This window comes from Marinobacter halotolerans (assembly GCF_008795985.1).
Lineage (GTDB): Bacteria > Pseudomonadota > Gammaproteobacteria > Pseudomonadales > Oleiphilaceae > Marinobacter > Marinobacter halotolerans.
Window position 1 is genome coordinate 1,524,723 of sequence record NZ_VMHP01000001.1, and the last position, 21,873, is coordinate 1,546,595.

Annotated in this window: 16 protein-coding genes; 6 read left to right on the forward strand and 10 right to left on the reverse strand. The window is 51.9% G+C overall.

Annotated elements, in window-relative coordinates:
* Positions 1 to 47: 47 nt before the first annotated feature.
* The 7 genes from FPL19_RS07155 to FPL19_RS07185 all read right to left on the reverse strand — a co-directional run bounded on the left by FPL19_RS07155 (position 48) and on the right by FPL19_RS07185 (position 11,954).
* Complete coding sequence (locus tag FPL19_RS07155; protein ID WP_150911769.1) at positions 48 to 929, reverse strand: SDR family oxidoreductase; 882 nt, start codon at positions 927 to 929, stop codon at positions 48 to 50.
* Positions 930 to 1,016: 87 nt separating this feature from the next.
* On the reverse strand, positions 1,017 to 3,521 hold the full coding sequence (locus tag FPL19_RS07160; protein WP_150911770.1) for an efflux RND transporter permease subunit: 2,505 nt from the start codon (positions 3,519 to 3,521) through the stop codon (positions 1,017 to 1,019).
* Between the two features lie 10 nt (positions 3,522 to 3,531).
* Entirely contained in the window at positions 3,532 to 4,617 is a 1,086-nt protein-coding gene (locus FPL19_RS07165; RefSeq protein WP_225314321.1) for a WD40/YVTN/BNR-like repeat-containing protein, read from the reverse strand.
* A 72-nt stretch (positions 4,618 to 4,689) separates the two neighbouring features.
* On the reverse strand, positions 4,690 to 6,033 hold the full coding sequence (locus FPL19_RS07170; RefSeq protein ID WP_150911771.1) for a DUF1329 domain-containing protein: 1,344 nt from the start codon (positions 6,031 to 6,033) through the stop codon (positions 4,690 to 4,692).
* 26 nt (positions 6,034 to 6,059) lie between these two features.
* Entirely contained in the window at positions 6,060 to 7,808 is a 1,749-nt protein-coding gene (locus FPL19_RS07175; RefSeq protein WP_150911772.1) for a DUF1302 domain-containing protein, read from the reverse strand.
* A gap of 279 nt (positions 7,809 to 8,087) precedes the next feature.
* On the reverse strand, positions 8,088 to 9,479 hold the full coding sequence (ltrA, locus tag FPL19_RS07180) for a group II intron reverse transcriptase/maturase (RefSeq protein WP_150911773.1): 1,392 nt from the start codon (positions 9,477 to 9,479) through the stop codon (positions 8,088 to 8,090).
* 516 nt (positions 9,480 to 9,995) lie between these two features.
* A complete protein-coding gene (locus tag FPL19_RS07185) occupies positions 9,996 to 11,954 on the reverse strand; it encodes an AMP-binding protein (RefSeq protein WP_150911774.1) in 1,959 nt (652 codons plus the stop codon).
* A 256-nt stretch (positions 11,955 to 12,210) separates the two neighbouring features.
* On the opposite strand from FPL19_RS07185, the gene FPL19_RS07190 reads away from it, so the two are divergent.
* The 3 genes from FPL19_RS07190 to FPL19_RS07200 all read left to right on the forward strand — a co-directional run bounded on the left by FPL19_RS07190 (position 12,211) and on the right by FPL19_RS07200 (position 14,542).
* Positions 12,211 to 12,876 (forward strand): transglutaminase-like domain-containing protein, encoded by a 666-nt coding sequence (locus tag FPL19_RS07190; RefSeq protein WP_225314322.1) that lies wholly within the window; start codon positions 12,211 to 12,213, stop codon positions 12,874 to 12,876.
* A 54-nt stretch (positions 12,877 to 12,930) separates the two neighbouring features.
* A complete protein-coding gene (locus FPL19_RS07195) occupies positions 12,931 to 13,728 on the forward strand; it encodes an SDR family NAD(P)-dependent oxidoreductase (protein WP_150911775.1) in 798 nt (265 codons plus the stop codon).
* Between the two features lie 247 nt (positions 13,729 to 13,975).
* Positions 13,976 to 14,542 (forward strand): TetR/AcrR family transcriptional regulator, encoded by a 567-nt coding sequence (locus tag FPL19_RS07200; RefSeq protein WP_225314323.1) that lies wholly within the window; start codon positions 13,976 to 13,978, stop codon positions 14,540 to 14,542.
* 6 nt (positions 14,543 to 14,548) lie between these two features.
* On the opposite strand, the gene FPL19_RS07205 is transcribed toward FPL19_RS07200, so the two are convergent.
* Genes FPL19_RS07205 through FPL19_RS07215 form a run of 3 tightly spaced genes read right to left on the reverse strand, consistent with a single transcriptional unit; the run spans position 14,549 to position 17,717 of the window.
* Entirely contained in the window at positions 14,549 to 15,394 is an 846-nt protein-coding gene (locus tag FPL19_RS07205) for an enoyl-CoA hydratase family protein (protein ID WP_150911777.1), read from the reverse strand.
* A 14-nt stretch (positions 15,395 to 15,408) separates the two neighbouring features.
* A complete protein-coding gene (locus FPL19_RS07210) occupies positions 15,409 to 16,533 on the reverse strand; it encodes an acyl-CoA dehydrogenase family protein (protein ID WP_225314324.1) in 1,125 nt (374 codons plus the stop codon).
* A 38-nt stretch (positions 16,534 to 16,571) separates the two neighbouring features.
* A complete protein-coding gene (locus FPL19_RS07215) occupies positions 16,572 to 17,717 on the reverse strand; it encodes a CaiB/BaiF CoA transferase family protein (protein WP_225314325.1) in 1,146 nt (381 codons plus the stop codon).
* A 589-nt stretch (positions 17,718 to 18,306) separates the two neighbouring features.
* On the opposite strand from FPL19_RS07215, the gene FPL19_RS07220 reads away from it, so the two are divergent.
* From FPL19_RS07220 to FPL19_RS07230, 3 genes are read left to right on the forward strand one after another with little or no spacing between them, the layout of a single operon-like run.
* Positions 18,307 to 19,491: a 2-hydroxyacyl-CoA dehydratase subunit D gene (locus tag FPL19_RS07220; protein ID WP_150911779.1), complete on the forward strand. Its 1,185-nt coding sequence runs from the start codon at positions 18,307 to 18,309 to the stop codon at positions 19,489 to 19,491.
* The gene (locus FPL19_RS07225; protein ID WP_150911780.1) at positions 19,488 to 20,831 is read left to right on the forward strand and encodes a 2-hydroxyacyl-CoA dehydratase subunit D; all 1,344 of its coding nucleotides are present in this window, start codon (positions 19,488 to 19,490) and stop codon (positions 20,829 to 20,831) included. Before FPL19_RS07220 ends, FPL19_RS07225 begins: the two co-directional genes overlap by 4 nt.
* A gap of 46 nt (positions 20,832 to 20,877) precedes the next feature.
* Entirely contained in the window at positions 20,878 to 21,783 is a 906-nt protein-coding gene (locus FPL19_RS07230) for an acyl-CoA dehydratase activase (protein WP_191965233.1), read from the forward strand.
* Positions 21,784 to 21,873: the final 90 nt, after the last annotated feature.

Sequence of the window (21,873 nt, forward strand, 5' to 3'; positions counted from 1 at the left end):
CCGGGTTTCACACCGTACTCAGGGGCAACCCAGACTTGGACAGCTCGTCACTCTTTCTTCGGCCCCTCTGTAAGCAGCTTCGGAGGCTCATCTAAATGAAATCCATTAAACGGATCTGAATTTTGATGAGGTTTCAGATCGGTGTAACAGAAACGAGCATTGGGACCGCCACCGTCCACACGAATGCAAGTGCCAGTTATATATGCGGCTACTGGAGAAAGTAGATAGACAATGGCACCAGATATCTCAGAGACCGTTCCGTAACGTTGTAACGGGATTTTGGTAGGGAACTTGAGGATTTCCTTCTGCGCTTCAGCCGTATAGGTGTCGAAACCACTACTTGCGACACCACCAACTGCCACTGCGTTGATCCGCACGCCAGCTGACGCCCACTCGGAAGCCGCACTTTCTGTAAGGTTCCACATGCCCGCTCGTGCAGCGCCGGAATGAGCGTAGGCGGGCCAGCCGTGCCACATATCAGCAATGATATTCACGATACTGCCACGATGTTCTTTCATCCATCGGTTATAAACCTCTCGCATGAAGATGAAGCCACCAGTGAGATTGTTCCGTACCACTGCTTCGAATCCATTCGTGCTTATCTCTTCCAGAGCCTGTCGATACTGGCCACCGGCATTGTTGATTAGCGCGTCAATTCTACCGTGTTGTTCTAGGACGGACTCTACAGTCGCAATAACCTGGGCTTCTTCACGAATATCGCATACATGGGAGCTAACCACTCCGCCTTCTGATTCGATCTCTTTTTTTACAGTTTCAAGCTTGGCGAGATCACGCCCCACAATAGCCACTGTTGCGCCCAGCGACGCGAGCTCATGAGCGGTACAGCGACCAATACCACTTCCGCCACCCGTAACGATCACTACGTGCCCATTAAACAGGCCCTCACGAAATACAGATTGATACCCCATTTTATTCTCCAAGATGTCTTCACTAACAACTAGCCCAGACTCCGTTGCCATATACTTCTATTGGCCACGGAGTGAGATGTATAAACGTCAAACGCTTTCGCAAAGTGCCCGACGTTCAGAACTCGTTTCATTAGCACTCTGCTGGATGCCTTCTTGGTAATCGGTATCTTCTGATACAGCAACCGGAGAGGAATTCAGCAGGAAATGTGACAACGCCGGTATTAGAACCAAAGCCCCCACCATATTGGCGAGGAACATGAAGGTCAGGAGAATACCCATATCCGCTTGGAATTTAATGGGTGACCAAACCCAGGTTACAACTGCGACTGCAAGCATTGCACCTACAAGCGCTACAGTCCGCCCGGTAAATTGCAAAGCCTTATGGTAGGACTCTCTCAGCGTGAACCCGTTCCTTTGGAATGCCAGTTGGGTGGAAAGTAAATAGAGCGCGTAGTCGACACCAATCCCCACCCCTAGAGCAATCACTGGAAGGGTGGCAACTTTGATACCCAGGCCCAACACCACCATCAATGCCTCACACAACAGCGTTGTGATGAAGAGGGGCACCACAGCAACAACAACAGCTCTCCAGCTCCGAAAAGCGATCAAGCAAAGGAGAATAACCGCGAGGTACACATATACCTTCATTTCGGTACTCGCTTGTTCAACAGTGCTGTTGGTGGCCGCCTCAATGCCGGCACTACCGGCGGCTAGAAGGAATTTCAGATTATCCGTGCCTTGAGCTTCAGCGAAGCTCAAGGCCGCATCTGAAACACGCTCTAGGGTTGCTGCCTTGTGATCAGTTAGATTCGCGATTACTGGAAATACCGAGCATTCAGTATTAGCCAGTTCAGGGTTATGGATGAGGACCTGATTCCCTGCAAAGTTGAGTATTCCTTGACTACGTGCAATGGTCATCCACTTCGCGCTGCCCTCATAAGCACCGGCGGTGATTGCCCTTATGGCGTCTGGTAAGGCGACAGTAGATTGCACGCCCGGGACATGCTGCAACCGCCAGGCCAACCGGTCAGCCTCAGTCAATGCTTCATAACTTAAACACTCACCCTCAGGCGTTACTACAACAACAGCGAACTGGTCAGTCGACATCGAATAATGATTAGTAATATAGCGATTGTCGATGTTGTACTGAGAATCAGCACGTAACTCTGGAGCACCACTATCCAGGTCACCCACCTGGAGTCTTTGCCCAACCGCGTAGGCACCAGCCGCAACACATCCAGCAATAATAAGCGTCGGCAACGCCACCCTTCGTTCAGTCAGTTTTTCCAGCAGTACCCACACATGACCAATGCCCTTACCATAATCCTTCTCACTTGAATGCTGCAGATCCCGGCGAACAGCGGCCTTGTTTACACCCGTATATGACAGAAATACCGGCAGTACGATGAGATTTGTGATTATGAGGATCGCAACACCAATGCTCGCTGTAATGGCCAGATCTTTGATAATCGGAAAGTCGATTACCATCAACACAGCAAAGCCAACAGCATCAGAGATCAGCGCGGTTACGCCGGGGGTAAAAAGTCGTCTGAAGGTATGCCGCGCTGCCACAAGAGCATGAGCGCCATGCCCCACGTCCTTCAATATGCCGTTCATCATTTGTGCGCCGTGGGACACACCGATGGCAAAAACTACAAACGGGACAAGTATAGTGAATGGGTCAATTACAAAGCCCAGCGCCGACACAACACCTAGTTGCCATAAAACACCAGCCAGAGAGACACCTACAACCGCAAAGGTACTGCGAGCACAGCGGGAGTAGCTGTAGATAATGACCACAGCTATAAGAACCGCAAGTGCAAAAAATGTCGCAACCTTGGTAAGCCCATCCATAAGGTCACCGACAAGTTTGGCAAATCCGATAATTCGGACTTTTACGTCAGGGCCGGAGTCGCCGTTTTCATACTGTGCTCGTATGTTATCTTCAAGTTCCGTAGCAAACTTCCGGTAGTCCAGCGGCTCCTTGGTTTTTGGGTCGCGCTCCATTAAAGGCACAAAAATCATGCTGGATTTCTCGTCATCTCCCACGAGATCACGTGCAACCCGGGAGCGAGCTACATTCTGTTTCAATTGTTCAATACTTTCTGGTGAGCCGTCGTAATAGTCACCAATCACTGCATCGCCGCGGAAGCCTTCCTCTGTTACTTCTACCCAGCGTACAGATGGCTGCCACAGTGACTGCACCCCTACCCTGTGGACACCGTTTGTGAGGGACAGATCTCTAGTGATCTGGCGAAGCTTTTCCAGATAGCCTTCACTAAAAACATCCCCTTCTGTGTTCTCCACCACAACGCGGATGGCATTACCCAAGCCAGGGAGTTCGGACTTATAGTCAAGGTAATTCTGAATGAAGGGGTGATTCTGGGGAATCATCTTCTCGAAACTGGCATTCATTTCCAGTTTTGTCGCCGCGAAATAACCCAGTACAATTGTTATAAAAAAGCAGGCAAGAACCACTAGAACGCGGTTCTTGAAAATCAGTCGCTCTGGTAAGTTTCCGGAGTTAACATCAAAGTCATCCAGATTTGAAATAACAGGTGTTTCTTCACGACTACCCTTATTATTTGTCATAGCAGTCACTCTATTTGCCATTATCAGTTTGTGCTGAGCTTTCTAGCGGCTGAACAGCCAGGCCACGAACACCCACCACCACAACCTTTTCCTCGTTCACAGCAACAACGTCAGTTACTGGCAGCCTGGTTTCGGTCCGAATTTTTTTGAAGTCAACACCCCGGTCTTCAGACAGCAGCAACTCACCTTCCTGATTAGCAATGACCAAGGCGCCGTCTGGCATAACCGTTCCGCTCGTAATTGAACTTCTCATTCCGGTCTCAACTGCTTCCCAACTAACACCACCGTCATGGCTTCGGAAGAGATTACCCCTGAGGCCAAAAACCAAGAGCACCTCGCGATCACCGGTAAGGCCAAACAGAGTTCCCCGATAATCAACCGAGACATCAACAAACTGATTCTTTTCCGTATCCAGCCTGAGGACCAAGCCACGCTCCCCAACGATATAAAGCTGGCCTCCTATGCGCTTTGCAGAGTAAAAATGAAGTTCCTCTGGATTATCAGTTTTGGCAATCCAGGGAGTCCAACTCTTGCCTCCATCAGAAGTTCGAAGAATGAGGTTGAAGACTCCAAACACGAATCCGTTTTTCTCATCTTCAAACCAAACCGTAAGAAGGGGGTTTTCTGGCCCTTGCGACTGAAACCGATCGGCTGCCATTTGAAGCGATTCCGACTCAAAATCTTCAAGCCCCTCAGGCGCCTTAAAATTTTCAAAAATCTGATCGAAAGAGCGCCCATCTAATTGCTTCACCCAGCTTTCGCCCGCATCAACTGACTTGAGAACAACACCGTCATGACCGACTGCCCAACCATGAGTTGGTGTCGCAAAATGAACATCGGTCAGGTCTGTGCTGACAGGTACTTGCGATTGCTGCCAAGAGTCACCATCATCATCCGAATAGAGAATATGACCTCTTTGGCCCACAGCAACAAGGCGGTCACCAGCTGACGCAACTCCGTTCAGCAGGTTCTTTGCTGCTAATGGGCTAAAAGCAGAGGCTGTATCAACTGGGTCTGTAAAGCCCCAAGAGGTTCGAGCTGCTAAAGCGACCAAAAGCAGAACGAAAATTACCGAAAATCTCGAGTAGTTTTGCATGATGCACGCTCAATACCGGGTGTGTGTCTGGTACGAGGGCGGCGGAGTGCATGCACTCCACCGCCGGTTAGATTACCTAATACCAGAGCCCGTCAACGCCGACGGAGACCAGGCGCGTTCGGGCAGGGGATCAACATATTCAACCCCGCCACTTGTCGCGGTCCAAAAGTTGATCGCATATACACCGGCATCAAGATCGTAAACCACGAAGTTGTCAGAGAACGAAGCTGGAACCTCATAACTTGGCGTCATCAAGGCAAATGCAGGGCGATATAGCTCCCCATCCTGATCATACTGATCCGAGGCCAATGCCACCCAGGAGTCCTCATCAAGATAGAAAGTCCGTTTGCTATATAGATGGCGACTGTCATCCTTGAGCGTAGCCTCAACTTCCCACACCCGATGAAGCTCCCAGCGGACGTGATCCGGGTTCAGGTGGTTGGCCGTCAGCAATTCGTCCGCCGTTGTATGGTAGGCCGCATCGTAGGTGTTATAGGGGACAAAAAGCTCCTTCCGGCCTACGAGCTCGAAATCAAACCGCTCCATCGATCCGAAGAAAATGAACGTGTCATCATAGGTGGCAAAACCACCCAATGAGGGATTTGGAGTATCAAAGTTCACGGACGGTGCCAGCTTTACTCTTCGTTGAGCTGGCAGGTAGATATAGGCGCGGCGGCCCTGCTCCGTGGGATTCAGGGCATCATGAACCATAATGGTTTCGCCATTACGCCTACGAGGCTTCTTGTATTCACTTTTTACCCTGGAGAACAGTTCTGACTCAGGGTTTTCATCATAGTAAGGGAAGTCTGTTGAGTAAGTACCACCTGAGGTCAGTACTCGGTCACCATCAGAGTCAACGTAGTAAGCCTCAAAGTTGAGGACCGCACTACGGCCCTGGTAACGAGTCAAATGATTCCACATCGCCTCAAAGCCAGTTTGTGGAATCGGAAATGGAATGCCCGCATGACAACCCTTCATTGAAAGGCCACCATTATATGTCTCTGCGGATGTCGCACACTCCTTAGTATTCTCCAGAATATACTCGGGGAATGCTGAAGTCCGATGCGTTTCATACACATCGATACGAAAATCCGGATGATTCTCCATCAACGCCTTGGTTCCCTCCGTCAGCTTATCTTCATATTCCGACATATTATTGGCATCGATGGAAAACTTAGGTTTTTCGCCACTGAACGGGTTAGGCCGAATACCGCTTCCCTCTTCAAAATCGGCTGGTATGTCTTTCAGACCTCCAGTATAAGAAGGGATTGTACCCTCCCCATTGCCAGCTTTAATGGCACCCACTTCGGTGAGTTCATTACCCAATTTGGCGGCTTCTTCTGGGGAGACTGCTGAGAAAGCAGCCCCGGCATACATAAGTGCCATAACACCAACTAAAGTTCTCTTCACAATCATGTCTCATTCTCCTCGGAAATCGCGAATCAAAAGGTTGCTTTAACCATCAGGCTCACCCAGCCACGGTCCCTCAACAGGGTACTCAAGCCGTTTGCGCCAGTGATCGCTGTATCGCCGTTAGCGTTCTGTGACCGCTTTACGTCACCGAAATAATCCACATACTTAAGGTCGACGCTGTATTGCGACTTGATATCGGCACTCACGCCTATGCTGTAGTTACCATTGCCTTCGTTTCCTCCCAGTTGGGTCGGCGCATTCCCTTCAAGGGTGTGTGAATAAGCCAATGGCATTGAAAGGTTCACGCCGGGGAACACTTGGAGCCAAGTCGGCGCAGCTGTCAGTGAGATGGCCCACATATCATCGGTCGCGCATTGATCGCCTTCATCCCTAAAGTTTGCACCGAGCTCAGCTCTACGGCTTTCATCGCATGTGCCGTATCCTACGCCGTGATACATATCCTCGTTCTCATCAACGCTATCTAGACGGGCATAAATGACTTCAGCACGGAAGGTACCCGAATCCCACAAAGGGCTTTTCGGCAAAAGTCCGAGAAGGCTGGCGGAACCATGAATTGTCTTGCCTCGCGCCTGATACGAGTTATCAATAAGTTCCGGCGCACCGTTTGGATGAAGGTTAGGATCAAAGGCTACCTGCCCGAGCGTTCTGGCAACCAAAGGCATATTGTTTCGGTACGAAACCTCAGCACCAAGGCTCATATCACCCACCTGTTTCGAAAGGCTGACACCAAACAGGTCAATATCCTCACCAAAATAGGAACGATAGTCAGAGCCGTTCAGGTAAAAGGCCGGGATCTTGTCTGTAAAGTTGCGATAGTAAAACCCAAGTGTTCCATCCAGCCACTGGGGGCGCCACAGGGTTTGGAGGCCCCAATCTCCGGAACTATCCGGCTCCTCTATTCCCTCGTTATTCACCACTCCAGGAATAAGACCGTCGGGGCCATAGGCAATAAAGTCAGCTGGACCCAGGTAAGTGCCACCCTCCGGAATACGTGTAGGATCCCAATCAAAATAATAATTGGCTGCAATGGAAACTGTGTCCGTTGCGATCAACTGCGTGGATATCTGGTTCAGCGGAAGAAAAAGCTCTTTAGCACCAGCTCCGGGTGTTGCGAAACCCTTAATTAGATCCAAAGGGGATTGGGAATACGCAATACCATTTATCGCCGCCCCAAGAGATAGTGACTCACCCCAGTAGACCGTATGCTGACCCGCTTTGACCGTCAGCGGCATGTCTCCAATATAGAAGCGACCGAACGTGAACGCATCCAGTATTTCGCCTGAAGGCCCCTTGTAATAGCGCTCGGTATAATTGCTATATTCGTCATCCTCATAACTACCTGGTGCATTAAGATCGGGGTTTCTTGTTGATTCCGCATCCCTATAGGCATGGTCATACCAGCCGGCTGCACTCACCCGGAAGCCATAATTTCCTTTATAGATGAAATCAAATTCGGAAAGCACATCCAGGCGATTGGTAACAATATCTCCCTTGTCGGCGAAATATTCCCCTTCATCAGATGTTGAGCTGTTACCTACTTGGCCAATATTTTCTGCTCGTACGCCTAGGTTGTATCGAAGCGTATTATCCCAAGCGATCTCGATATCGCGATTTCCTGTATCAACCTGGAACGCGTGGGCTGATGCAATGAGCCCCAAAGAGAGCGCCACACCTGTTGCGAGAGCAGAAAATCTGAACTCACACTTCTGCCCGCGTTTTGCTTTATTGGGCGTTGCCGATCTTGTTGTTGTTAACATTTCGACCCTCCAGTATTTCGATTGTTTTTGTACCTTAAGCCTACTAAGCGAACCTACTTCCAGAATTGGTTCGCCCTGGAGGCTGAGCCAAAGAACACACAAAATGCATTCCTTATTTAGTATGCTAGCATAGCATATGCAGGCATTCCATATTGATGCATCTTTTTTTTGTATCGACTTCGGGCAACTGATAGGGAGACACTTCCAATCGAGTAGGAGGGGGAGTTACCTCCCCCGTCCTCTCACACCACCGGGCATACGGTTCCGTACCACGGCGGTTCATGGTTGGCTCGGAAGCCAATTCATCGTATCCAGCAAGCTTACCAGAGACAGACCGTTGAACACCCTCTTGGGCAGCGCCGCATTCATGTGAGAGGCGCCACTGTTCCACCAAGGTCCACGACCATTCGTGGCACCCATCCAGGCCCTCGGTTCTGGCAGACCCAACCGCATGAGACAGCGTGCCCGCGTGCGGGGCCGTTTCCATTGCTGCCACAAGATCAAGCGGAGCCGTCGGCGTATCCAGCCATCCAGCGCTTCCACCGGGCGCTTCGAGGCGGTAAGGCGATAGTAATTCGCCCAGCCCCGCAGTACCGGGTTCAAGCTTCGGATGGTCGTTGAGAGCGACTGCCCTCGGGATCGTTTCAGCAATGGTCGCAGCTTGGTCATAAAAGCCTTCAGGCTCTTCGGTGCAACCCTCAACCGTACCTGTCGCTTGTGCCAGCTCACACTGTACCCCAAGAAGCTCCGGTGCCAGGGTCGGTCTACGGCGCTTTTCGCCGTGTTCACCCTCAAGCTCAGGCGCGTTTCCAGGAACTGGGTCATGCTGGCCATGACCCGCTCTCCGGCCCTTTTGCTGCTCACGTAGATGTTGCAATCGTCCGCGTAGCGGCAGAACCGGTGCCCCCGGCGCTCCAACTCCCGGTCCAGCTCGGTCAGGAGCACGTTGGAGAGCAGGGGTGATAAGGGGCCGCCTTGCGGCGTCCCCTCTCGTCTCGGGCTGACCAGCCCACCTTCGAGCATGCCGGCTCGCAGGTATCGTCGGATCAGGGTGAGTATCCGTCGGTCGGTGATGCGACGGGCCAGCAGGCCCATCAGCACATCGTGGTTGACCCGATCAAAGAACTGGGCCAGATCCAGATCGACCACCCAGCGGTGGCCATCATTGATGTGTCGCTGCATCGCCTTGACCGCCTGATGGGCGCTTCGCCCGGGGCGGAACCCGTAGCTGTGATCCGAGAAGGTCGGTTCCAGCATCGGGCTTAGCACTTGGTGAAGCGCTTGCTGGATCAGGCGATCCTGCACCGTCGGAATACCCAGCACTCGTTCGCCGCCTTGTGGCTTAGGAATGCTGACCCGGCGTACCGGTTGAGGATGGTAGTCTCCGGCCAACAGCCGCTCGCGCAGCGTTGGCCAATGCTCTTGCAGGTGGGCTTTCAGGGCTGTAACCGGCATCTGATCGGCGCCGGCGGCGCCCTTGTTGGACACCACCCGCTGATACGCGCGCATCAGGTTCGGGCGCTCAAGCACCTGCTCCATCTGCGTGTTCGGCTCCGCGTTCGTCCACGAGTAGGCCCCCGCGCCTGCCTCGACACGGGCTTCAGTCTCTGCCGGATACTGTCCGGCGCCTCCCTGAATGCCCTGACCCATCCGGGTCGCTTCTGTCTTCATAAGCACATCACGAGAACTCATCGCCTACTAACGGCTAACCATGTTCGGCCCTTCAGTACGCGGTGACGCACCTACTATGGCCTCGGCTGAGTTCTGGCGCCCCATCCCCACCCCTCACGGGGCAGGTAGCACAGTGGCAGAGAGCCAGACTTCCCAGGGTAAGACGCGTGACCTTCACACTTATGCCTGCCGCATTTACGTCCACACCTTCCGTGCAAGTATGGGGCTTTGACGATCGTTGCCGTCTCACCAGGTGTGACCGCCTCCTATACGATTCCTGTTCGTCAGGCCAGTGCTTTGCCTGCGGCTTCCTTCAGATTCCACCTCGCGGTGGACACCCTTGCCGTCCAGCTAGTGGTTCCCCTTGCCGGGCCCACAGGGGACTTGCACCCCCAAGTCATCCGGCCAGCACCACCTGCACCGGAACAGCGCCCGTCAAGGCGCTACGCGCCATGCCTGGCGCACAACAAAAAAGGGGAGCCAATGGCTCCCCAAAACACTGCAGATCCGTTAGGGTCAACGAATAGTGATTGCCGTATCGTAAGTGAAGCCCGCAAACTCTGTTTTGAGTGCGGCTTCAAACTGTGAGGGATTACCTTCCTTCAGCTGGATATGTACGCATACTTTCGGACGCTTCCCGTCTTCTTCCAATGTCACGCTGATCACCCCAGACCTACCAACAACCCGCGTGGCGACGCTTTCGGAAACCCGACACATGGCATCTTTTCGGAGCACCGGTTTATTGATCTTGCCAACCGCTGTCAGGGGCAGTTTCTCCAACAGAATAATCTCGACAGGTATTGCTGCGCGCTCCTGGACTTTCTCTCGGCACAACTCCATCAGCTCTTCAGCAGTCGTGCCGCTGTCGTCTTTCAGCTCGACATAGGCAATGGGCATTTCGCCCTTTACCGGATCAGGCCGACCAATCGCCGCGACACTCAGCACATCAGGGTGACCGGCAAGCACCTCTTCCACTAGCTTGGGGTCAATATTATGGCCACCACGAATAATCACATCTTTTGCACGACCGAAGATCCATACACTTCCGCTATCGTCCACTGCCCCCAGATCACCCGTATTGGCGAGACGTTGATTATCCGGAGCACCATTAACAAAGAAATCCTTGTCGAGCGAGGGCTCAACATAGCCGGGGACAATGCCCGGACCACTAATTGCCAAAACTCCACGCTCCCCGGGAGCGCACTGCCGAATAAAGTTGTTTTTATCATCCACTTCGATCGCTGTAACGGAATGATAAGGCAGAAACTTACCCACGGAGCCAACCGAAGGTTCCTTGCCATCGGGGCGATTGGCAGTCACCACTCCATGGATTTCCGACATCCCCCATACTTCACGCAGCCAAACCCCGAAACGGCGATGAAACGATCGCATCAACTCAACCGGAACCGTACTGGCACCACAGTTGAACGTGTGAAGCGAGTGTCCTTCAGAATTGGAATCCGGAACGGCCAAAATGGCGGATGCCGTGGTAGGCGTTGCAAGCACAGACGTCATCTTGAAATATTTCGCGATGTCCCAAAAATGCTTGATGACACCCGGGTTGCGAAAACCTTCTGTAGTCAGCGTCACCAGCGTCTGGCCAAAAATAATGGCACGCAAGGCAACGACCACGAGCCCGCCCACGTGAAAGTTTGGCATAGCGTGACCGACAACTCCCTCCTGCTCAGATCCCATCACCGCCCCCACACTCCAGGCATTCAATAGCTGCCCTCTATGATTCATTCGTACGAGTTTAGGCGCACCGGTCGTACCTCCGGTGGGTAAATACATGATATCGGCATTTGGATCTTCGACAGTGTCAAACGTGAGATGGCCACCCAACGACGCCTCTGCAGCCCTCATAAATTCATTGTTATCGTCGTTAGAGTCCACTAACAACACCTTTCTCAGGCTGGGCACACGACTACGGATTTCCTCCAGCTTATCCCAGCATCCCGGGCCAAAAGCCGAGGTGCCAGTCACCAGCACAGTAGCCGAAGCTGAGTTCAAAATGCTGACAACAACATCCGCCTCAAGATAGGGATTGATCGGACAAGCGATACCGGCGGTTTGGGCAGCCCAGGTTCCAATCAGCGCTTCCGGCACCATGGGCAACATCAGCCCAACGGCCACAGGCTGGCCCTGTGACAGCTCTCTGAATAGGTTTGCCGATTTTTCAATTAGATCTACCAGGCGCTTGTAACTGATTTCTCGGGGGGCAACCTCGGTATCTGCCGCCAACAACTGGACAATTGCCGCCTTCGATGGCTCAAGAACGGCGGCGGCGCGAATGCATTCATAGGTCGTCTCGGCTGGCAGCAATTGATCAGGCTGATATGCTTGTATACCGTCACGGTCCGCATCTGTCTGTAATTTTGCCCTAGCGATTTTTCCTGGCCCGGGTTCACCGCCAGGCAACCAAAGGTCTTCCGCCGTCGCGAAGACATTTACAGTATTCGTGCTGGGATCTGTCATAACCATACCCTCTGCTTCTTATTTTCTGTGACTAACGATATTTCAAAGATTCCGCTGAGTTCGCCAGGCGCTACCTCGCCTCACTTTATTGACTAGCATACCGTATGGTACTATATTTTCAATAGAGTTTTGTTGTTTAAGCTTATCTACCAAGATAATTTAATTGATTCTAGCAATCAGCCAGGAGGTGAGAAGATGATCTCGGCTTCTTTACCTCCGCTAAATCATGAGACGACCGAGTTTTGGAGCATGCATTGTGGAGGAGACCTATCTCAAGCCAGCGTATCTGGTTGAAAGCGATTCCCCAGAGGTGGAGGTATTCGCAAGCAAAGCCGCCTCGGGCTCCACGACTGACTATGATATAGCCATAAAGCTTTATAACGCAGTGCGGGATGCTATCACCTACGACCCGTACCAGGATTTCAGAAAAGAAAGCACCTTTTCCGCAAAGGATGCCCTTAACAGAGGGCGCGGCTTCTGCATCCCCAAAGCTGCACTACTTGCTGCATGCGCAAGAGCACAGAACATCCCTGCTCGCCTTGGTTTTGCGGACGTCAAGAATCACCTCGCCTCGAAGCGCATGATTGATGCATGCAACGGTGATGTATTCCGTTGGCACGCCTACTGCGAATTGTTTATTGCGGATAAATGGGTAAAAGCGACTCCGGCTTTTGATCGGAAGCTGTGTGAACGCACCGGCTTAACGCCATTGGAGTTCGATGGCAAAAACGACTCGATTTTTCATTCGTTCGACAACAATCGGCGGCACATGGAGTACCTGAACTACCACGGGCTATTCGCCGGAGTACCCTATCAACAAATCATCGCTACATGGGAAAAGCTTTCACCCGGTCTACTGGACAAAAAGTATCTCGCAGGCCGCGCTTCATTTTCCGACGACCTGGAATCTGATAAGCCTTAACCAAAGCACACCTAATTAACAATATCTTTAATCATCTGCATTCAGGATTCTACTATGAGCGACAAAAAAGCAATCTGGGTTCCGGAGTTTAGTGAGGCAGCCGTCTTAATCACTGGAGGGACCTCGGGCGTTGGGTTCGAAACGGCAAGGCAGTTTGCTGCGGCAGGAGTAACGAGAATTGGCCTTGTTGGAAGGAACAAGGACCGTGGACAGAACGCCAAAGAAAAGATATGTAAAGAGTATCCCGACATCACGGTTTCATTTATTTCTGCCGATGCCAATGATGTAAACGAGGCAAAAGAGGCCGTGGAGAAGGCGACATCAGACCTCGGTAGTGTCGATATTCTAGTCAACTCCACCGTAGGTTCCGCAGGACCACAACTGTTCCATGATATTCCCAGGGAAGAATTGGCTGGCATTCTGACCCAGCAGGCACTGGGACCTATCGTGATGAGCCATGCAGTCATGCCGGGAATGAGAGAGCGCAATGGTGGCGTCATTCTCAATATCGCTTCCGACGCAGGCAAAGTAGCAACACCAGGCGAATCCGTAATCGGAGCCGCCATGGCAAGCATCATCATGTTTTCGCGAGGACTCGCGATTGAGGCAAAACGAACGGGCATTAGGGTCAATGCCCTGACTCCCTCGCTTATCGAAGGCACCATGACGTACGACCGTATTCGTAACGACCCCTTCAGTTGGAGAATTTTCGAGCGAGCCGCAGCTATGGCACACCTTGGCGTTGTACAGCCAGAAGACCTTGCGAACATGATCGTTTTCCTTGCCAGCCCACAAGGGGCAAAGATTACCGGTCAAGCCATTAGTGTCAATGGCGGCATTTCAGCGGCGTAATGTTTTTAGGTGGCTCATTAAATCAATAACCCTTTCTACATTTATACTACTGCTGGAAGGGCTACCCCAAGGCTCAATCCGAGTTTTATGTTAGACTTTGGGAGCTCACCGATAGTGCCAAATCTGTCCATAAACGAATTTAGGCACTATCGATATACAATGTTTATTCGGTATTCCCATGGCTAACCCCACACTTCCACTGAAAACCCGCTCACGCCTGACACCGGAAGAGCGGAGGACGGAGATCATGGCAGTAACGCGCCTGTTGCTTGCCGAAAAAGGCTACCAGAAAGTCATCACCGCTGAAGTGGCAGAGCGTTGCGGAATATCCGAGGGAACCATTTTCAAGTACTTCGGTAGTATCAGGGAACTATTGATTCGGGTTTCAGAAGAATGGTTTGAGGAAATTCTTGGCCTCGTAGACGCTTCAACTGCAAACAACGGCAGTATTCGCGAGCGACTGAGACAACTTGTCTGGCAAAGTCTGTCTATAGTCCGAAAAGAGCCTTCGCTTACGCGCTTTATTCTCATGGAACTCAGAGCAGACCCAAATTACCGGAAGATGAAAGTTTATAAGCTGAACCAGCGCTTCACAGCCAAGATCAATGATGTTCTCCAGGAAGCAATTGATACGGGCGTATTCCGTGACGATGTGTCAGTCAGCCTTTTGCGGGACATGATCTTTGGCTGTATCGAGCATCAGACCTGGATTTATCTCAGGAACGAAGGAGATTTCTCTGTGGACGAGACCACCGATGGCATCACCAATGTGATATTCCGAGGCATGATAAATCCTGAAATACTGGACATTTAAATCCGATCAGTAACCTTTGAAATCAGGCTTTTCCTTATTAGCAAATGCAGCGAACGCCCGTTGAAAGTCACCCGTTGCCAAACAAATGGCCTGCGATTTGGCTTCGGATTCTAGAATCTCCTCCAGACTCATTGTCCACTCCTGATTCACCAACGACTTCGTCATAGTGTGAGCAAACCACGGGCCGTCTGCAAACCTTCGCGCCAACACTCGGGCCTGCTCAACTAACTCTTCAGACTCATGCAGGGCATTAAAGAATCCCCAGGCCAGCCCTTCGTTAGCTGTCATTGCCCGGCCAGTCATCAGCAGTTCCATCGCTCGACCCTGCCCGATGATTCTGGGTAACAGACCACAGGCGCCCATGTCTGCACCAGATAAGCCAATCTGATTGAACAAGTAGGCTGTTCTGGCGCTCGGCGCACCCAGCCTGAGGTCTGCAGCTAACGCTATCGCAGCGCCTCCACCAGCGCAAGCGCCTTCTATCGCAGCTATGATAAGCTGTGGGGCCTCGCGCATAACCCGCACGAGCCTTCCCATCATTCGGGTAAAATCCAGCAACTCCGCGGCGCCCATCTTTGTTAGCGGCTCCACAACCTCAAAAAGGTCACCGCCGGAGCAAAAGTCACCGTTTTCTCCCGTAATGATAACTGCTCGAACATCATCCGCCTGACTTAGCCCGTCAAACAGCTGCGTCAACTCAGTAATGACAGGAATGTTCAGTGCATTTTTCTTTTTCGGACGGCTCAATGTGATGACCCCAATCCGTCCATCTTCGGAGCAGTTCCATTTAAAATGAGTTGCCCTGTATCCTTGAAAGGCCTTCTTTTGCTCAGACATTGAAAATCCAGTCATTTCATACCCCTGCTTCAGTCCTGATACATATACTTTGCCACCAGCAGTCGCTGGATCTGATTGGTGCCTTCCCAGATCTGTGACACCTTGGCGTCCCGCATCATGCGCTCAACCGGATAGTCTTTCATGTAGCCGTAACCACCGAGAAGTTGCACCGCGTCTGTCGTAACGGACATCGCAGTATCAGAACAGAAGGTTTTTGCCATGGACGCAAAGGCTCGCGCACGATCATCATTATCCCCTGCCAGATCTGCTGCCCGATAAAGCATCGATCGTGAGGATTCCACGGCAATCGTCATATCGGCAACCATGCCCCTGACCATCTGAAACATCGAAACCCGTTTACCGAACTGGGTTCGTTCAGAGGTGTAGCTGATTGCTTCTTCCAGGGCACCTTGGGCGAGACCGAGGGCCTGCGCTGAAACCAAAGGGCGAGTGTAAGTCAGGGTCTGCATCATGTACTCATACCCCTTCCCTGGATCACCAACTACTCTGGATTCAGGAATCAGGCAATCATCCAGCATGATGTCGGCGGTTGGGCTGCCGCGCATCCCCATTTTCCGTTCAAGCTTTCCGATTGAGAACCCCGGGTCGTCCCGGTGCACCATGAACACACCAAAATCCCGATCGGATATGCGAGCCAAGACTGCGTACCAGCTCGACCAGCCTACGTTAGAGATAAAGCGCTTTTGGCCATTGAGTAACCACCCACCATCTACCTTCTTGGCACTGGTTTTCAAACCCGGCAAATCAGACCCCCCCCCTGGCTCAGTCAAGCAAAAACTGGCGCCGCTGTTTCCCTTGACTATTTCGGGGATAATATTTTGCTTGAGATCTTCGCTACCAAACCAGGCCAGCGGTGTAATTGCCGCCCAGGGGATAAACAGAACCAACGCAGATGAACCGCATACTCGTGCAACCTCCTCCACGGCAATGATCTGCAACATCAGATCTGCCTCGGAGCCGCCAAATCGCTCCGGAAAAGGCAGACCATTAAGCTCCATGCTTTTAAAGGCGGTAACGGACTTGTCAGGAAACTGACTCTCATCGTCAACGACAGCGGCATGCGATTGAATTTCAGACTCAGCCAAACGGCGGACCTGCTTCCTGAATTCGTCGTGGACTGTCATTTCCGACATCGTGCCTACCTCACCAAATGATGGAACTTGAGTTAAAGTCAGTGATTAATTACATTCGCGGCCCTGAGTTCATCCACCTGCTCGTCCGCAATTCCCCAATCCTTTAAAACCTCTGCCGTATCCCCGCCGGTTTCTGGAGGTACACGACTGACCTTTGAAGGGGTTCGGCTAAACCTGGGGGCTGGAGAAGGATTTGTGACACCATCGATTTCAACAAAGGCCTCACGTTCAAGGCTGTGCGGGTGAGAGGCATATTCAGCCGTTGTGAGCACAGGCGCAAAGCAGGCATCTGTACCCTCAAGCAGTTGGCACCATTCATCACGAGTGCGTGATTTGAAAATTTCCGCAAAGCGCGAATTCAGTTTTTCCCAGCCTTTGGGATCGTTCTGCTTTGGAAGTTCTTCATCCCCAAGCCCGATGCGACTCAACATTTCGCCATAGAAACGCCCCTCGACCGGTGCAATGGATACGTATAGGCCGTTACTAGTCTCATATACGTTGTAAAACGGTGCACCGCCGTCAATGAGGTTCGTGCCCCGATTATCGGACCATTGTCCCATCTGCTTCAGCGAATACTGCATGGTCATCAGGCTGGACACTCCATCGACGATAGCGGCATCCACCACCTGCCCCTCACCGGAACGTTGTGCTTCAATGACCGCAGCCAGCAACCCCATCGCAAGGTACAGAGCGCCTCCACCAAAGTCCCCTATCAGATTGAGCGGAATAGTGGGAGATTCGCCGGGTTTACCGATGGAATCCAGTACACCGGTAAGAGCAATAAAGTTGAGATCGTGTCCCGCAGCCTTACTCAGCGAACCATCCTGCCCCCAACCGGTCATGCGACCGTATGCAAGTTTTGGATTTAGCCCGAGACATACATCTGGGCCCAATCCCAACTTCTCCATTGCGCCTGGCCTGAACCCTTCTATAAGAACGTCTGCTTTCTTGACTAACTCATGAACGGTTTCCAGTCCCTGGCTCGACTTGAGGTCAATGGCAATGGAACGTTTGTTCCGATTAAGTAGGTCGTACCTTGAAGGGAAGTTGATCCCGCGATCTATCTGATCAATCCGGTCAACCCGGATCACATCAGCCCCCATATCAGCCAACAACATGCCACAAAAGGGACCCGGCCCGATCCCAGCCATTTCAACCACCCGAATTCCAGTCAATACACCCACGTCAATGGCTCCAGCTTTGATTAACAGACTACGTACTCCCTGGCCCCAAACGGCCATCGCGATCAGAAGCGGCCTACTAACTCGACATTGACCGCACTGAAGAGCACTTCCAGAAACTTACCTCCAGCGTCGCAATGTCGTTCATAGCGAACTGACCAACGCTTCCGCACAACAACCGCCAGACTCTCTGCCAATGCACGCACTCCTCTGCGATAAAAGCCCCTGCTTGGCTATCAAGCCCGATAGCGAATCAAGACTAGTGAGTTTGACTCACTTAGTCAATAGAGAATGACACTCGCAGCGGTGGTCGATTGTCGCCAACATATTTTTTCTCCCGACGAGTAAGCTGTTAGACACTAAAGTGAGCCCAAATTTGGACAGTCACTAAGGTCCGACTCGTCCTCTCCACTTATAGCAAAGTAAGTGAGCTTGACTTATTGAGTTGAACTCACTTAGTATTGGAGGCATAAAAGGCAGCCGCATCAAAAGCGCCTTGGCCACAAACATGAACAAAGAACAGCACTCCGAGCAAAAATGCTAAGTCATGACCGCTCACTGAGCTGTTTTACAAATCGAGAGCACCGAAATCATGAGTAAAAGCAGCGTAGAAGCGTTTCAGGTGATGAAGAATGTCGCGCAGCACCCCGATGACTACTTGACCCAGTGGAAAAATCGGCACCAACAGCCCGTTATTGGCATCTTCCCCATGAACTTCCCGGTGGAGATTATTGCCGCCACTGGAGCCTTGCCGGTCATCATTCAGGACAGTCGAGAGCCCATTTCTGAAGGCAATACGATCCTTGCGGAGTTTTACTGCGGCTTTACCCGCAGCATTGCCGATCAAACCATGAAGGGTCAGCTGGATATTTTTGACGCTTTCATGAATGCCGATCACTGCATTCAGCTTTTGGGGGCAGTAGATGTGGTCAGAGAAATGCTGTCGGACAAACCGGTGTATTTTGAGCATCTGATTGCCGCCATGGACGACTCGTGGACCAAGGACCAGGTACAGACGAAAATTCATGCCTTTATCGCGGAAGCTGAGCGAGTTACTGGTACAACGATCAGCGATGAAGCTTTGACAAGGTGCATCGAGTCAAACAACAAAAACCGACAGCTTTTGAGGCAGGTTTTTGAGGCGCGTCGGAACGGCGACGCCCAATTCTCCCCCGGTGAGCTGCAGACAATGATCGTATCCAGCATGATTATGGATAAAGACGAACACACTGCTTTGCTGGAGACCGTGTTGGCGGAAGCTTCCACCAAGCCTCGGGACAACCGCGTACGCCTGCACCTTTCCGGCCACTTCTGTCACGCGCCACGAGTAGAGTTATTTGATTTGCTGGAAGAATGCGGTGCAGTCATTGTCGATGACGACCTTTATACCGGTTCTCGTTATATATCTACCGATGTTAAAGAATCGTTAGCCCCAAGAGCCGCGCTAGCGGACTGGTACTTTGCTCGAAACGAAAACATCCCCTGTCCTACTCGCGTTCAAAAAACGGTGAACTGGGACGAATACCTTATCAACGCTCTTGAAAACAGCGGAGCGGAAGGCGTTATCGTGTTAATGGCCAAATTCTGCGAAGCCCATATGTTTTACTACCCGGAACTACGCAAAGCATTAGAAGCCAATAACATACCCCACCTACTCATCGAAACCGAACATGAAGGTATGCCGGAGGAAACATTCCGCACGCGAGTAGAAGCCATGATCGAGCGGATTCGCCGCAAATCGTCCTCTCGCACTACTGCAAAGGAGTTAGCACAATGAGCAACGCGAAACAAAGCAGTGTAAACCGCCTGAAAAGTAACGATGCCGGGCGGCATTTAATCAGCGATTACTGGGACCGTATTTTTACTGCAAATGAGCGTAATGCCCAAGTGGTCTGGTATAACGGCGCTGCGTTAAATCCTATTTTTCAGGCTGCGGGGCTTGAATGGGCACACGGAGAGGCCTTTGCGGCCCGACTTTCTGCGCAAAGGCTTGAGAAGTCTGCCCAGCTTGCCGCTCAAGAATTTGGTTATGTCGGCGAGCTCTGCTCCTACGCTCGCACACATTTAGGTGCAGCGTTATTGGCCAAGCAGGCCCGGGAGAAGTTTGACAAAGGTATTGTTGATAACGCTGACCGGGACGATTTGGCCGCCCGCTTGCCCATGCCCAACTTTATTGTTAACTGCTACGCCGGCTGCAGCACCGGGCAGCAATGGGATGATTTTACGCACCGGCTGTTGGGCAAAGACATACCAATTTTTAACGTGTCGCTGCCATTTCTATGGGGTAACAGGGCAGACGCCGGCTATCTGAAAGGCAAGGAGTGGGAAGAGGCCTCTGATTATGTTGCCGACCAGCTCTACAAACTCATCGATTTCATTGAAGTACAAACTGGTCGGCCCTTCGACTGGGAAGCCCTGCGTGAAGGTATGACCCACATTAAGCAGGCAGCGGAAATCCGCCGGGAAGCCATGGCCATGTGCGCCAACATGCCCGCCCCCGCCACATTCTGGGACTGGATTGCCAGTGTTGCCCACATCAATTTTTTACCGGCAGGGCCTGAGCTGGTTGACTATTTCAGCAAGATCCACGAAGAGGTTGCCCAGCGTATTGCCAGCGGTGAAAGCGCCATTAAAGACGAGAAATACCGACTGTACTTCGACGGTATAATGAATTGGAACAAACTGGGTACCCTTGCCAAGCTCTTTGCCGAGCGCAAAGTAGCCGTTGTCGCCGGGCGCTACACCCACAAACCCTTCTGGCAGGAACCTCAACTCATCGATACCGACGACCCAATTCGCGGTATGGCCCAACACTATTTGTTGTGTCCCACCAATCATGGCTTCCAGACCATCAAGGATTTCACCAAAAATGACTGCGAATTCTACGGACTGGACGGTATCGTCTTTCATTCTACTCGCACCTGCCGAGCCTTTACCGGTCCTCAGCAAATGTTGGCTCGGGCCATGAAAAAAGAAATGGGCATACCATCGATCTTCTTTGAAGGTGATGTTGCCGATGAATCTTTTTACAAAGGCGAACTACTGGAAAGCCGCCTGGAAGCGATGTTAGAAGCCATTGATGTGCGCCGGTCTCGCAACTTTATCGCCTCGAACTGAGCTTTTGAGCGCCCCTGAGACCCGCTGCAGAAAAAAGGATTCCATTATGAGTACTAGTACCGCGTATTTTATGGGTGTCGACCTGGGCTCTACTACCGCCAAGACAGTGATACTGGACGACAACGCTAAAGTCCTTAGCGCCTGCATTGTACAAATGGGCGCTGTGAGCCAGCGAGGTATGGAACAGGCTGTGGAAAGTGCCCTCGAAAGCGCAGGCATCGGCCAAGAAGAACTCAGCTATATTATTGGCACGGGTTATGGTCGTCGACTGGTAAAAGGAGTCGGCCGCACCTTTACCGAAATCACCTGCCACGCTAGAGGCGTGGCAGCCCTATTCCCCAAAGCAGAACTAGTGATCGATATAGGCGGCCAGGACAGCAAGGTCATCGCCCTCGATAAGCAAGGCTTAGTGGACAACTTCGCCATGAACGACCGCTGTGCCAGTGGCACCGGTCGTTTCTATGAGGTTCTGGCTCGGGCACTGGAGTGCGATATTGCCGAAGTGGGAACGCTTGCAATGCAGGGTCGCAAAGACCTGGAAGTGAGTAGCATGTGTGCAACTTTTGCAGAAACCGAGATTATTTCACTGCTGGCAGGAGGTGAAAGTCCCGCCGATGTGGCCGCGTCAGTGCACAGCGCAATCGCCCAACGGGCTCTAGGTCTGGTCGCGCAAGTGGGCAAGCGCAATACCATTATCATGACCGGCGGTGTGGCCAAAAACCCTGCAGCAGTGCATTTTTTGGAGAAGGCATTAAAGCAAGAAATGCAGGTGCCCCACGACCCGCAAATTATGGGAGCCTATGGCGCTGCACTATTAGCGCTGGAGCTTTCAACCGGTCGCCAGATCACTGAATATGACACCGCAAAAATTGAAGCACTAGAGAGCAAGGTGGAAGCAGCGTTTCAACCGAAGAATCGCAGCGTGCCAGATTGCATGAAATGCACTTCTTGAACCTTGTTGCTCACAGAATCTACTCAGCCCCGAGGCCTTTGAAATGGCCTCAATTTGAGGCTGGGTGTGTCATGCGTATCGGGGTAAGTC